Origin of the sequence: Rhodococcus sp. CX (genome assembly GCF_015865005.1) — a bacterium.
Lineage (GTDB): Bacteria > Actinomycetota > Actinomycetes > Mycobacteriales > Mycobacteriaceae > Rhodococcus.
The window spans coordinates 1-12,555 of record NZ_JADZGH010000255.1 but is presented as its reverse complement, the minus strand read 5'-3'; the positions used below and the strand labels follow the sequence as shown (position 1 = coordinate 12,555).

The window sequence follows — 12,555 nt, the reverse complement described above, 5'->3', positions numbered from 1 at the left end:
GCCGGTGGCTGTCCGACTCCGAAGCGGCCCTGCTGCTGTCCTGTTACGGGGTGCACGTCGCCGACTTCCGCGCCGTGACCACCGCCGACGAGGCCGTCGCGGCGGCGGACGAGATCGGATACCCGGTGGCGGTGAAGGCCACCGGCGCCCAGTGGCGGCACCGGCCGGATCTCAGTGGCGTGCGTCTCGACCTGCTCGACGGCGAAGCGGTCCGGGTCGCCTACCGCGACCTGGCGGCGGCGTCCGGTGAACCGCTCATGCACGTGCAGAAGATGGCCACCAAGGGCATCGGCTGCGTCGTGCGCGTCCAGGACGACCCGTCGTTCGGGTCGCTGATCTCCTTCGGGCTCGCCGGGGTCATCTCCGATCTGCTCGGCGACCGCGCCTACCGGGTCCTGCCGCTCACCGAGGACGAGGCCGCAGAACTCATCGACGCGCCGAAGGCCGCTCCGCTGCTGTCCGGGTACCGCAACGCCGCTCCCGTCAGCAAGGCCGCACTGGTCGATTTCGTCCAGCGCATCTCCGCGCTCGCCGACGACCTACCCGAGGTGCGGGAGATCGCGTGCGAACCGGTCCTCGCGTCGGCGATCGGCGCCGAACTGACCGACGCGCATCTGCGGATCGGTCCCGAGCCGCACCCGCTGGATCTCGGGCCCCGCCGCTTGCGCTGACCGACACCCCACCCGGGGCAGTGCACAGACCCCCGAATACCACGATCCCCGAGAACCCAGCCCGGTTCTCGGGGATCGTCGGCGCTGACTTGCCCGGTCAGCTGGCGTAGGCGCGGAGGCGTTCTGCTCGATCGCCCTCGCGGAGTTTGCCCATCACTTCGCGTTCGATCTGCCGGACCCGTTCCCGGGACAGGCCGAACAGCTTGCCGATCTGGTCGAGGGTGCGCGGCTGCCCGTCGTCGAGCCCGTACCGCAGGCGGATGACCTGCTGTTCACGCTCGTCGAGGGTGGCCAGCACACTGCGGACGTCGCTGTGCAGCAGACCCGCGATCACGGCGCTCTCGGCGGAGGTCGCCTCGGCATCCTCGATGAAATCGCCGAGCGGCGCTTCCTCGTCGTTGCCGACCGGCATGTCGAGGCTCACCGGGTCGCGGCTGTGGTCGAGCAGGTCGGCGATCTTCTCCACGGGGATACCCGACTCGGCCGCCAGCTCCTCGTCGGTGGCCTCGCGGCCGAGCTGCTGGTGCAGTTCCCGCTTGATGCGGGCCAGCTTGTTGACCTGCTCGACGAGGTGGACGGGGAGCCGGATCGTGCGGGACTGGTCGGCCATACCGCGGGTGATGGCCTGCCGGATCCACCAGGTCGCGTAGGTCGAGAACTTGAAGCCCTTCGCGTAGTCGAACTTCTCCATGGCGCGGATCAGGCCGAGGTTGCCCTCCTGGATCAGGTCCAGCAGCGGCATGCCGCGGCCGGTGTAGCGCTTCGCGAGCGACACGACCAGGCGCAGGTTCGCCTCGAGCAGGTGGCTGCGCGCGGCCTGGCCGTCGCGTACCAGGAGGGCCAGGTTCTGCTTCTTGGCGGCACTCAGGCGCTTCTTCGTTTCCAGCAGATGCTGCGCGTACAGGCCGGCCTCGATCCGCTTGGCCAATTCCACCTCGTCCGCTGCAGTCAGCAGGGCCGTCCGGCCGATGCCGTTCAGATAGACGCGGACCAGGTCCGCGGCCGGGCTCTGGGAATCGAGGTCGGAATCGACTCGAGCGTAGGTGTCGGGGCGTGCCATGACGTGCCTCCTCATCGGTGGTGTCTCACAGCGTTCAACGTCGGGACGGGCACGGAAGTTCCCGAGGTTCCCGAGTGCTGATGCTGCTGACCTGCGCCGATGGGGGAGCGGTCCTGAGAAGTTGCTGAGAAGATCCACGGCGGGGAACCGAGGGGGAACCGGTGACGGCACCCCCGCGGCGCCCCTGTCACGCCCTCACACCGGCTCGATCAGCCCGTGCCTCACCAGACCGTGGACGAGCTGGATCGCCTGCTCGGCGAGCGCCTCCGCGTCCTCGCCGTGTGCGACCGCGAGCAGCGCGAGAAGCTCCTCCAGCACCAGGCCGTCCGGGCGCATGCCGGCGAGCAACGCCGCGGCGAGGTCGTCGACCTCGTGCTGCCAGGCCGGTCCGTCACCGCGGTGCACCCGCGCCACGACCTGCCGCCACCCGTCCTCGCCGGGCAGGTACACCCGCTCCAGCGCGGTGTCCGCGCGCACCGCGAACCGGGCCGTGAGGACATCGTGGTCGCGCAACCAGGCCAGCCGCTCGAAGTAGGCGAGCGCCTCCGCCCCCAGCGGATCGGCGAAACCGTGCCGCAGGTCCTCGGCGAGCACGTCCGACGGCTCGTTCGTGCGGCGCAGGTACACGAACCCGAACCCGACGCCTTCGACGCGATGGTTGTCGAAATGATCGAGCCACGCCTCCGCCCGATCGGCGACCGCGGGGTCGCGCGGATCGGCGTCGCCGTCCTGCAGCCACGTGCCGACGTACAGGGCTGGGTCCGCCACGTCACGCTGCACGATCCACGCGTCGACACCGTGGGCGGGCAGCCACGACGCGACGCGTGCCCGCCAATCCTCGTCCTCCACGTGCACCCACGACGCGAGCATCGCGGCGGTCCCGCCGAGTTCGAGATGGTCGACGGCCTGCGACACCATGAGCTTGCTCGCACCGTCCAGATCCAGACCCGAATCGCGGTAGCTGTGCTCGATGCGTCCGGCGCTCACCACGAACGGGGGATTGGCGATGATCCGGTCGAAGCGCCGGCCCGCGACCGGTTCGAACCACGAACCTTCGAGCAGTTCCAGCTCGACTTCGTTGAGCGCGGCGGTGACCTCCGCCAGCGCCAGACAGCGGGGGTTGACGTCGGTGGCGGTGACCTTCTCGGCGAAATCGGTGGCCCGCACCGCCTGCACGCCGCAGCCCGTGCCCAGGTCCAGCACGGTCCCGACCGGCTCGGCCGGGATGGCTCGCAGCAGCGACAGCGACGCCTGACCGACGCCGAGCACATGGTCCGGACGCGTCGGGACCGGGCGGATCGCGCCGTCGAGATCGGACAGCATCCACCGGGTTCCGGTGCCCGCGTCGAGCGGACGCAGGTCCAGGGCGGCGCGCACGCCGTCACCGTCGTGCTCGAGCAGTCCCGCCGCGACCGCGGTGTCGATCGCGACCGGTTCCAGCGCCGCCGCGACCTCCTCGGACGGGCACGTGTCGCCGAGCAGGAACAGCCGGATCAGCGTGCCCAGGTCGCCGCCGCGCCGGGCCGCGCGGCGGACCGGCACCGGCTCGCTGCGGCCGAGCGCCGCGTGCGCGTCCGGCCCGAGCAGCTCGAGCATGGTGTCGGTGTCGTACCGGCAACGGAGCAGCGCAGTTCGCAGGGGGGAACAGATCGACAGCAGCAGGTCACGGTCCACGCCCTGCATTCTCGCAGCAGGCGGGCAGGCCGACGGTTTCGAGGGTCGGCCCGCCGACGCGGCGAGGGGGTGACGCGTCAGCCGTCGATGACGTGCGGTTTGGGGGCTTCCAGGGCTTCGGTCGCGGCAATATCTGCGCGTCGACCGTCCCAGCGGCTCGGCTCGTCCTTCGAGCGCGGCGGCCTGTCGTTGGCGATGAGCACCGCGATCCACGGCAGCGGAATGGACACGCCGATGATCGCCATCGAGATCCACGGATTCTCGAACGCGCCGTAGGCCAGCGCCGCCAGAATCAGCGCCGGAATGCGAAAAGCCATGATGGTCATGTACTTGCGGACCCTTGCCCGGTGCTGGTCCTCGAGAGACGTGGCGGCCTCGGTGATCAGAATCGGGTTGTCGGGTGATCCACTCTCGTGGGATCCACCGAAACCTGGAGTTCTCGCCATCCCTCTACTGTCCCACTCCGCCGTGTCGAATGCACACGCGGTGCGGCATCATGGAATCGTGAGCACCCAGATCAAGGAACGGCCCGACACCACCACCGACGAGTCGACCGGTGACGACACTCCCAAGTTCTTCCACTACGTGAAGAAGGACAAGATCGCCGAGAGCGCGGTCATGGGGACCCACGTCGTCGCCCTGTGCGGTGAAGTGTTCCCGGTCACGCGGTCGCCGAAGCCCGGTTCGCCGGTGTGCCCCGAGTGCAAGAAGGTCTACGACGGCCTTCGCAAGGGCGACTGAGGCAACGAAGAAGCGGTAGAGCCGGCCTGCGGAGTCCCGGCCCGGACGATCGGGTCGGGACTCGGTGCTTGCCCGGTGTCCTCCACCGGGTTCCCGAGCACGGGGGTCTCACGCGGTGGGGCGGGTTCGTGCGAGGGGGCCTGCGGTCCGGACATGCCCGGCGGGAAGCCCTCCGGTGCAGCGTCGACCGGCCCTGAGGCCCTCGTCCGCAAGTCCTCCGACTGCACGTCCTCCGAACCGGTGCCCTCCGATCGCGCGTCCTCCGGCTTGCCGTCGATCGGGCACGAATCCGGAGTCCGGTCGCCCGGGCGGAGCAGATCCGACAGGCGCACCGGATTCGTGGTCAGCCGGCGGGTCAGGTTCGTCACCGGTCCGAGTTCCGGCGACGGCTGCTGCGCGGCCTGCTGCGCCAGCCACTCGCGCCACTGCTCGAGCCGGGTCGCCCGCGCCGGCCAGAACTCCTGCACGGTCGCGTTGAACTCGGCGCCCAGCACGACCGCGAAGCCGAGGAAGAACGTGAACAGCAGGAAAGCGATGGGCGTGGCGAGCGCGCCGTAGGTGTAGCCGGTGCCGGCGATCCAGCTCAGATACCAGCGCAGGCCCTCGCTGGCGGCCAGGAAGAAGGCCCCGGCGACGAGGGCACCGCCGAGCAGCCGATGCCACGGCAACGTCTTGGGCAGCGCCACCTTGTACAGCGTGGTCAGACCGACCAGCAGCAGCAGGCCCACCGCCGGATAGTAGAACGTGTCGACGATCCGGGACCCGAGGTCGTACCAGGACTCGGGCAGCGCCCGGCCGATCAGATTCGGCCCGAGAGCCACCAGCGGCAGTGTGAACACCGCGAGGATGAGAAACATCACGTAGAGGATCAGTGCGAAGAAGCGCTGCCACACCGGGTGCCGATGCTCCTGCTGACCGTGCGCCTCGACGATCGAATCGACGAACGTCGAGATCGCCGACGAGCCCGCCCACAGCGACAGCAGGAAGCCCAGGGACATCAATTCCGGGCGTCCCCGGACCAGCACATCGGTGGCGGTCGGGCTGATGATGCCGTCGACGACGTTCTCGCTGAAAATGGTCCGGCTGAAGGTGATGGTCTTGGACAGGATGATGTCGACGGTGTCCGGTCCGAACCATCCGCCCACGTAACCGAGGGTTCCGATCAGCCCGAGCACCAGCGGCGGCAGCGACAGCGTCTGCCAGAAGGCAGCGGTCGCCGCCTTGCTGAAGATCGAGTCGTCCCACGCCTTGGCGGCCGTTCGACCGATCACCCGAAGCGCGGCCTGCACCTGCCGCGGGACGCGTCGGTGAGCAGTCCGCGGTGTGGGGGATCCGGATGGCTCGCTCATGTACTTCCAGCATTCCTGACGACGCGCAAGGACGTGCATCCGCGGTCGATGTGTGCGCGTCGAATTCTGCCACGATCGGGCACGAAACCCCGGTCGCCGGGCGGTTCGTGGCGGGGAACGGCCGCCGGAGACGATAGGCTGCCACACGGTCGGCGGAAGGTCGGGACGACGCAGCGGCAGCCGGCCGATCGTGAGCGGAGAAGGAGCACAAGCAACAGGTGAGCACCGAAACCGTAGGCCCTGCCACGACTTCCGCCCCTGCAGGGCAGCTGCGCGCATGGCAGCGGCGAGCCCTGACCAAGTACCTGGCGACCGGACCGCGGGACTTCCTGGCCGTCGCAACGCCCGGTGCAGGCAAGACGACATTCGCGCTGCGCGTCGCCGCCGAGCTGCTGCGGGACCGCACCGTCGACCAGATCACCGTCGTCGCGCCCACCGAGCACCTCAAGCACCAGTGGGCGGCGTCGGCGGCACGCAGCGGCATCGCACTCGACTCGAACTTCACCAACTCGACCGGGCAGACATCGAGCGACTACCAGGGTGTCGTGGTGACCTACGCGCAGGTGGCGTCGCACCCGTTCAAGCATCGCGTGCGCACCGAAGCGCGCCGGACGCTGGTCATCCTCGACGAGATTCATCACGGCGGCGACGCGAAGAGCTGGGGCGAGGGCATCCTCGAGGCCTTCGGTGACGCCACCCGGCGGCTCGCCCTGACGGGAACGCCCTTTCGCAGCGACGACAGCGCCATTCCGTTCGTGACGTACGAGCCGAACGACGAGGGGCTCATGCAGTCCAAGGCGGACCACTCGTACGGATACGCGGACGCGCTCGCCGACGGCGTCGTCCGGCCGGTCGTGTTCCTCGCCTACTCGGGTGAGGCGCGGTGGCGCACGAGCGCGGGGGAGGAGTTCACCGCGCGTCTCGGGGAGCCGCTCAGCGCCGAGCAGACGGCGCGGGCGTGGCGCACCGCGCTCGATCCGGCCGGTGACTGGATCCCTGCGGTCCTCGCCGCCGCCAACACGCGGCTCGAGCAGCTGCGCGCGGGTGGGATGCCCGACGCCGGTGGCCTGGTCATCGCGACCGATCAGACGGTGGCGCGCGCCTACGCGAAGATCCTCGAACAACTCACCGGCGAGATGCCGGCCGTCGTGCTGTCCGACGACCCGACCGCCTCCGATCGCATCTCCCGGTTCAGCGACGGGGACCAGCGGTGGATGGTCGCGGTGCGAATGGTGTCCGAAGGCGTCGACGTGCCGCGGCTCGCGGTCGGGGTGTATGCGACGAGCGCGTCGACGCCGCTGTTCTTCGCCCAGGCCATCGGCCGGTTCGTGCGGTCCCGGCGCAAGGGCGAGACAGCCAGCGTGTTCCTGCCGTCGGTGCCGGTGCTCCTCGACCTGGCGGCCCAGCTCGAGGCCCAGCGCGACCACGTGCTCGGCAAGCCGCACCGGGAGAAGGAAGGTTTCGACGACGAACTGCTCGCCGACGCGAACCGCCGCAAGGACGAACCGGGCGAGGAGGAGAAGGCCTTCACCTCCCTCGGCGCGGACGCCGAACTCGACCAGGTCATCTACGACGGTTCCTCGTTCGGAACGGCCACGTTCGCCGGCAGCGACGAAGAAGCCGACTATCTCGGGCTTCCGGGACTGCTCGACGCCGACCAGATGCGCGCGCTGCTGCGCCAGCGCCAGGAGGAGCAGCTCGGCAAGCCGCGGAAGGTGGCACCCGAACCGCCGCCGCAGGTCGTCGAGCGGGTCACCACCTCCGACACCCTCGCCCAGCTGCGCCGGGATCTGAACTCGCTCGTGGCGGTCGTGCATCATCGCACCCGGAAACCGCACGGGGTCATCCACGGGGAACTACGCCGCCAGTGCGGTGGCCCGCCGACCGCACTGGCGACGGCGGAACAGTTGCGCGACCGCATTGCAGTGCTGCGCAGCTGGTGACAGCTCCCGGCCGCCACCCTGTGAACGACGAAGCGGGCGCCCAGGTGTGGGCGCCCGCTTCCGGGGGTCGGGTCCGAGCCTGCGGCTCCGGACGGCGGATCAGACGGTTGCGGTGGCGTCGTCCTCGGTGACGATCGTGGCACCCATCTCGCGGAGGCGGTCGGTGTGTTCCTTGGCGTGGTGTCCGCAGAACAACAGCTCACCACCGGTGGCCAGAACGGCGCGGACGCGAGCGGCGGCACTGCACCGGTCGCACCGGTCTGCAGCGGTCAACTTCGGGCTGGTCAAGGTACCGGGCATGACTCCTCCAAACTGGCCACCACTGAGTCGGTCGCCTGGGGTCTGGTCCGCCGCGCCGGGGTGGCGCGGTAGATCTACTCTGTCAGACGATGCGCGTTCATGTGTTGTTCCCCTGGGCGCACGATGGTGGCGCGTTTCACGTGAGCGGCTGCAAAAGCCCAGGACGTGGACATATATGCCGAGTGTTTGTTCGCTCACAGCGCAGCGGAAGGAGTGCCGGTGACCGGGAATCTGCTGCACATCTGCAGCCGGGACGAGTGGTTTGCCGCGCAGCAGGACGGGGTCGTGGCCCCGGATTCGCTGGAGTCGGTGGGCTTCGTGCATCTGTCCACACCGGAGCAGGTGCACCTGCCGGCGAACCGGTTGTTCTCCGGGCGCCGCGACCTGGTCCTGCTCCACGTCGCACCGGAACGGCTGTCCGATCCGGTTCGGTACGAGCCCGGTGTGCCCGGGGATCCCGAATCGATGCGCTTTCCGCATCTGTACGGTCCGCTGCCGGTCGGAGCGGTCGTGGACGTGACCCCGTACGAGCCGGGTGAGGACGGGCGATTCGCGGCCCTGTGAGCCGCGCCGTCCCCGAAACCGCTCGCGCGGAACGCTCGATCCGGGGCAGAGGTGAGCCCTGACTGCGAGCTGTCGCGGGGCAGTCCTACTCTTGCGGAATGAACGTCGACGTGACGCCGCTACCAGGCATTGGAGTACGCAAGGATTTCGAGCTGGCATCGGGACGCCGGATCGGAGTCATCACCCACCGGGACGGCCATTCCGACCTGATCATCTCCAAGGCCGACGACCCGGACGCATGCGCCGCCTCCCTTCCGATGACCGTCGAGGAGGCGGCGACGCTGAGCAACCTGCTCGGCGCACCGCAACTCGTCGCCCAGCTCGAAGAGGACCACCGGGACCTGCCGGGGATCATCACCCGCCAGCTCCACGTCCACGAAGGCTCGCGTTTCGACGGCGCGGTCCTGGGCGACACCGCGTTGCGCACCCGGACCGGCGTCTCGGTCGTCGCGGTGATGCGCGCGGGACAGGTCACGCCCTCCCCGAAACCGGACTTCATCCTCACCGGAGGTGACATCCTCGTCGCAGTGGGCACCGCGGACGGCCTCGACGCCGCGGCCAAGATCCTGCGGAACGGCTGACCCGCACGTATGAATTCGACAACCCTCGCACTCATCGAACTGGGTGCGGTCTTCTTCGCGCTCGGGGTCCTGGGGCGTGTCGCAGCCAGGTTCGGCATGTCGCCGATCCCGTTCTATCTCATCGGTGGCCTGTGCTTCGGCAACGGCGGGTTCATCCAGCTCGGCGACATCAGCGAGTTCAGCCACCTCGCCAGCGAGATCGGCGTGGTGCTGCTGTTGCTGCTGCTGGGGCTCGAATACACCGCCAACGAACTGGTCACGGGACTTCGCCGGTCGCGTACGGCCGGAATCATCGATCTCGTCCTCAACGCGACCCCGGGCGCAGTCCTCGCGCTCATGCTCGGACTCGGTCCGATCGGCGCGTTCGTGCTCGCCGGCGTCACCTACATCTCCTCGTCCGGCATCATCGCGAAGGTCCTCGACGACCTCGGCCGGCTCGGTAACCGGGAAACCCCGATCGTGCTGTCCATCCTCGTCTTCGAGGATCTCGCCATGGCCGTGTACCTGCCGATCCTCACCGCGATCCTGGCCGGGGTGAGTCTGCTCGGCGGACTCGAAGCCGTCGCGATCTCGCTCGGGCTGGTCACCGTCGTGCTGGTCCTGGTGCTGAAGTACGGCCGCTACGTCTCGCTCGTTCTCGACAGTCCGGACCGGGAAACCCTGCTGCTGAAACTGCTCGGCGCGGCGCTGCTCGTCGCGGGTATCGCCTCGGCGCTGCAGGTTTCGGCCGCAGTGGGTGCGTTCCTGCTGGGTATCGCCATCTCCGGGTCGACGGCGCACAACGCGTCGCGGGTGCTCGAGCCGTTGCGTGATCTGTTCGCCGCGATCTTCTTCGTGTTCTTCGGCCTCAACACCGACCCGACGGCGATTCCGCCGGTCCTCGGGTGGGCGGTGCTGCTGGCCGTCGTCACGTCGCTGACGAAGCTCGCGACCGGGTGGATCGCCGCACGGCAGCACAGCATCGCTGTCATGGGCCGTGCCCGCGCGGGTGCCGCGCTCATCGCCCGCGGTGAGTTCTCCATCGTGATCGCGGGACTGGGCGTCGCGTCCGGTCACGTCGACAACAAACTCGCGGCGATCGCGTCCGCCTACGTGATGATCACCGCGGTGCTCGGCCCGGTCGCGGCCCGCGTCGTCGAACCCGTGATGCGCGCCGTGGCGAGCCGCCGATCCGGGCAGCCGGCCCAAACGCCCGGTCCCGAGCCGGATCTTCTCTGACCACCTCCGAACGCAGTCAGGGCCACCCGGAAGGGTGGCCCTGACTGCATTCCGAGATGGGTGCTCTAGTCGAGGTAGTCGCGCAGCACCTGCGAGCGGGACGGGTGCCGCAGCTTCGACATCGTCTTCGACTCGATCTGGCGGATGCGTTCACGCGTCACGCCGTAGACCTGACCGATCTCGTCGAGCGTACGAGGCTGGCCGTCGGTGAGGCCGAACCGCAGCCGCACGACGCCGGCCTCGCGCTCGGACAGCGTCTCGAGCACCGACTGCAGCTGATCCTGCAGCAGCGTGAAGGACACGGCGTCGACCGCCACGACGGCCTCGGAGTCCTCGATGAAGTCGCCGAGCTGGCTGTCGCCCTCGTCGCCGATCGTCTGGTCGAGCGAGATGGGTTCACGCGCGTACTGCTGGATCTCCAGCACCTTCTCCGGCGTGATGTCCATTTCCTTGGCGAGCTCCTCCGGCGTGGGTTCGCGACCCAGATCCTGGAGCAGCTCACGCTGGATACGGCCGAGCTTGTTGATGACCTCGACCATGTGCACCGGAATACGGATGGTGCGGGCCTGGTCGGCCATCGCGCGGGTGATGGCCTGACGGATCCACCACGTCGCGTACGTGGAGAACTTGTAGCCCTTGGTGTAGTCGAACTTCTCGACGGCACGGATCAGACCGAGGTTGCCCTCCTGGATGAGATCCAGGAACGCCATGCCGCGGCCGGTGTAGCGCTTCGCGAGCGAGACGACGAGGCGCAGGTTCGCCTCGAGCAGATGGTTCTTCGCGCGGTTGCCGTCGCGGCAGATCCAGTTCATGTCCCGGCGCTGAGCGACCGGCAGCTTCTCACCCTTCGCGGCGAGCTCCTGCATCCGGTAGGTCGCGTACAGGCCGGCCTCGATGCGCTTGGCGAGCTCGACCTCCTCCTCGGCGTTGAGCAGCGCGACCTTGCCGATCTGCTTGAGGTAGGCGCGAACCGAGTCGGCGGACGCGGTGAGCTCGGCATCCTTGCGGGCCTGCCGCAGGGCCTCGGACTCCTCCTCGTCCCACACGAAGTCGCCGGACGCCTTGTCCTTCTCGCTGGGCTCGTCGGTGTCGGTGTCCTCGTCCTCGACGACGATCTCCTCGGCACCCTCGAGGTCGTCCTCGCCGATGTCGAGATCTTCGAGGTCGGTGTCGTCGCCGTCGAAGTCCTCTTCGCCGGCCGCCTTCGTCGCCTTCTTGGCAGCGGCCTTCTTCGCGGTGGTCTTCTTCGCGGCCTTCTTGGCGGGGGCCTTCTTGGCTGCGGCCTTCTTCGCGGGGGCCTTCTTGGCTGCGGCCTTCTTCGCCGGCCGCTTCGTGGCGGGTGCGGTACCGGTCGCGGGGTCCGCGGCGGCGCCCGCGGCGTCCGAGACGGGTGCCGATTCGGCGGAAGAATCAGCGGTGTGGATGTCGGTGGCTGCCACGTACGCCCTTTCGTGACGAGGTAGTGCGGCGTCGCGCCAGAGTAGCTCCGGCGGAGAGGTCTGTCGGGATCGGACCGGTTCACGGCCGGCTGTGCACCATTGTAACGATCGTCGTGACGATCGATGTGGCGGACTCAGGGAGTGACGCCTGTTTCCGCAGCGTATGCGGCTCCGGCGATGCCTGCGGTGTTGCGGAGTTCGGCCGGTACGACGGGCGTGGTGTTCGTCAGCAACGGAATCCACTTGTCGCTCTTGCGGCTGATGCCGCCGCCGGCGACGAACAGATCCGGCCACAGCAGCGCCTCGAACCGCGACAGCACCCGGGAAACCTCCTCGGACCATCGCTTGTAGGACCAGTCCCGGTCCTCCTTCACCTTCGACGACGCGCGATGCTCGGCTTCCTTGCCGTCGATCTCCATGTGACCGAATTCGGTGTTCGGGAGCAGCACCCCGTGGTTGAGCACCGCCGAACCGATGCCGGTGCCGAACGTCAGCAGGATCACGACACCCTTCACGTTCTTCGCCGCCCCGAACCGGTCCTCGGCGATACCGGCCGCGTCCGCATCGTTGAGGACCGTCACCTCGCGCCCGCCGAGTGCCTTCGAGAACAGCGCACGCGCGTCGGTCCCGATCCAGGACGGATCGATGTTCGCGGCCGTCAGGGCGACGCCGCCCCGCACCACGCTCGGAAGGGTCAGACCGACAGGGCCCTGCCATCCGGCCTCGGCGACGATCTCGGTGACCGTGCCGGCGATGGCGGTGGGTGTCGCCGGTTGGGGAGTGAGGATCTTGATGCGCTCGCCCACCAGCTGTCCGGTGGACAGGTCGACGACGCCACCCTTGACGCCGCTGCCGCCGATGTCGATGCCGAAACCGAGATTCGCCGCGTCGGGGCGGGTTTCCTGCGTCATCCTCGTGCTCCCTGTCGTGTGTGGATGGGCGTCGCTCGTGCCGTCACATTAGTGCGAACCCGGCCGGGCCGTGGGTGGTGTGCGGGCGTGGCGTGTGTTCGGAT

Annotated in this window: 13 protein-coding genes; 6 read left to right on the top strand and 7 right to left on the bottom strand. The window is 68.9% G+C overall.

The annotated features are described in order from the left end of the window. Positions 1-671 (top strand): acetate--CoA ligase family protein (locus I0Q12_RS34110; protein ID WP_231611576.1); only part of this gene is annotated, 671 nt, incomplete at its 5' end. Positions 672-768: 97 nt separating this feature from the next. Here the strand turns inward: I0Q12_RS34110 and I0Q12_RS27745 are convergent. From I0Q12_RS27745 to I0Q12_RS27735, 3 genes are all read right to left on the bottom strand, one after another. Beyond that, a complete protein-coding gene (locus I0Q12_RS27745) occupies positions 769-1,731 on the bottom strand; it encodes a sigma-70 family RNA polymerase sigma factor (protein ID WP_197256701.1) in 963 nt (320 codons plus the stop codon). Between the two features lie 195 nt (positions 1,732-1,926). Beyond that, positions 1,927-3,405 (bottom strand): methyltransferase, encoded by a 1,479-nt coding sequence (locus I0Q12_RS27740; protein ID WP_197256699.1) that lies wholly within the window; start codon positions 3,403-3,405, stop codon positions 1,927-1,929. Positions 3,406-3,482: 77 nt separating this feature from the next. Next, positions 3,483-3,851, bottom strand: a complete 369-nt coding sequence (locus I0Q12_RS27735) for a DUF3099 domain-containing protein (protein ID WP_197256697.1) — start codon at positions 3,849-3,851, stop codon at positions 3,483-3,485. A 58-nt stretch (positions 3,852-3,909) separates the two neighbouring features. On the opposite strand from I0Q12_RS27735, the gene I0Q12_RS27730 reads away from it, so the two are divergent. Then, entirely contained in the window at positions 3,910-4,146 is a 237-nt protein-coding gene (locus I0Q12_RS27730) for a DUF3039 domain-containing protein (RefSeq protein WP_197256695.1), read from the top strand. On the opposite strand, the gene I0Q12_RS27725 is transcribed toward I0Q12_RS27730, so the two are convergent. After that, positions 4,119-5,495, bottom strand: coding sequence for a YihY/virulence factor BrkB family protein (locus I0Q12_RS27725; RefSeq protein ID WP_231611574.1), 1,377 nt, complete (start codon positions 5,493-5,495; stop codon positions 4,119-4,121). The genes I0Q12_RS27730 and I0Q12_RS27725 overlap by 28 nt on opposite strands. A gap of 218 nt (positions 5,496-5,713) precedes the next feature. On the opposite strand from I0Q12_RS27725, the gene I0Q12_RS27720 reads away from it, so the two are divergent. After that, the gene (locus I0Q12_RS27720) at positions 5,714-7,438 is read left to right on the top strand and encodes a DEAD/DEAH box helicase (RefSeq protein WP_197256693.1); all 1,725 of its coding nucleotides are present in this window, start codon (positions 5,714-5,716) and stop codon (positions 7,436-7,438) included. Between the two features lie 99 nt (positions 7,439-7,537). Here the strand turns inward: I0Q12_RS27720 and I0Q12_RS27715 are convergent, their stop codons facing one another. Then, positions 7,538-7,738, bottom strand: a complete 201-nt coding sequence (locus I0Q12_RS27715) for a hypothetical protein (protein WP_197256691.1) — start codon at positions 7,736-7,738, stop codon at positions 7,538-7,540. Between the two features lie 219 nt (positions 7,739-7,957). Here I0Q12_RS27715 and I0Q12_RS27710 point away from each other — a divergent pair, with 219 nt between their 5' ends. The 3 genes from I0Q12_RS27710 to I0Q12_RS27700 all read left to right on the top strand — a co-directional run bounded on the left by I0Q12_RS27710 (position 7,958) and on the right by I0Q12_RS27700 (position 10,101). Then, positions 7,958-8,302, top strand: coding sequence for a DUF952 domain-containing protein (locus I0Q12_RS27710; RefSeq protein ID WP_197256689.1), 345 nt, complete (start codon positions 7,958-7,960; stop codon positions 8,300-8,302). Positions 8,303-8,400: 98 nt separating this feature from the next. After that, positions 8,401-8,883 carry a cation:proton antiporter regulatory subunit gene (locus tag I0Q12_RS27705; RefSeq protein ID WP_197256686.1) on the top strand — a complete coding sequence of 161 codons (483 nt, stop codon included), beginning with the start codon at positions 8,401-8,403 and terminating at the stop codon, positions 8,881-8,883. Positions 8,884-8,892: 9 nt separating this feature from the next. Next, the gene (locus I0Q12_RS27700; RefSeq protein WP_197256683.1) at positions 8,893-10,101 is read left to right on the top strand and encodes a cation:proton antiporter; all 1,209 of its coding nucleotides are present in this window, start codon (positions 8,893-8,895) and stop codon (positions 10,099-10,101) included. Between the two features lie 65 nt (positions 10,102-10,166). On the opposite strand, the gene I0Q12_RS27695 is transcribed toward I0Q12_RS27700, so the two are convergent. Both I0Q12_RS27695 and ppgK read right to left on the bottom strand, forming a co-directional pair. Further along, complete coding sequence (locus I0Q12_RS27695; RefSeq protein ID WP_197256681.1) at positions 10,167-11,540, bottom strand: RNA polymerase sigma factor; 1,374 nt, start codon at positions 11,538-11,540, stop codon at positions 10,167-10,169. 134 nt (positions 11,541-11,674) lie between these two features. Beyond that, positions 11,675-12,451 carry a polyphosphate--glucose phosphotransferase gene (gene ppgK / locus I0Q12_RS27690; RefSeq protein WP_197256679.1) on the bottom strand — a complete coding sequence of 259 codons (777 nt, stop codon included), beginning with the start codon at positions 12,449-12,451 and terminating at the stop codon, positions 11,675-11,677. Between the last annotated feature and the right edge of the window lie 104 nt (positions 12,452-12,555).

Bases quoted from the DNA above. Each gene is read 5' to 3' on its own strand.
- I0Q12_RS27745 (WP_197256701.1), bottom strand. From the start codon at position 1,731: ATGGCACGCCCCGACACCTACGCTCGAGTCGATTCCGACCTCGATTCC.
- I0Q12_RS27735 (WP_197256697.1), bottom strand. From the start codon at position 3,851: ATGGCGAGAACTCCAGGTTTCGGTGGATCCCACGAGAGTGGATCACCC.
- I0Q12_RS27715 (WP_197256691.1), bottom strand. From the start codon at position 7,738: ATGCCCGGTACCTTGACCAGCCCGAAGTTGACCGCTGCAGACCGGTGC.
- I0Q12_RS27725 (WP_231611574.1), bottom strand. From the start codon at position 5,495: ATGAGCGAGCCATCCGGATCCCCCACACCGCGGACTGCTCACCGACGC.
- ppgK (WP_197256679.1), bottom strand. From the start codon at position 12,451: ATGACGCAGGAAACCCGCCCCGACGCGGCGAATCTCGGTTTCGGCATC.
- I0Q12_RS27700 (WP_197256683.1), top strand. From the start codon at position 8,893: ATGAATTCGACAACCCTCGCACTCATCGAACTGGGTGCGGTCTTCTTC.
- I0Q12_RS27705 (WP_197256686.1), top strand. From the start codon at position 8,401: ATGAACGTCGACGTGACGCCGCTACCAGGCATTGGAGTACGCAAGGAT.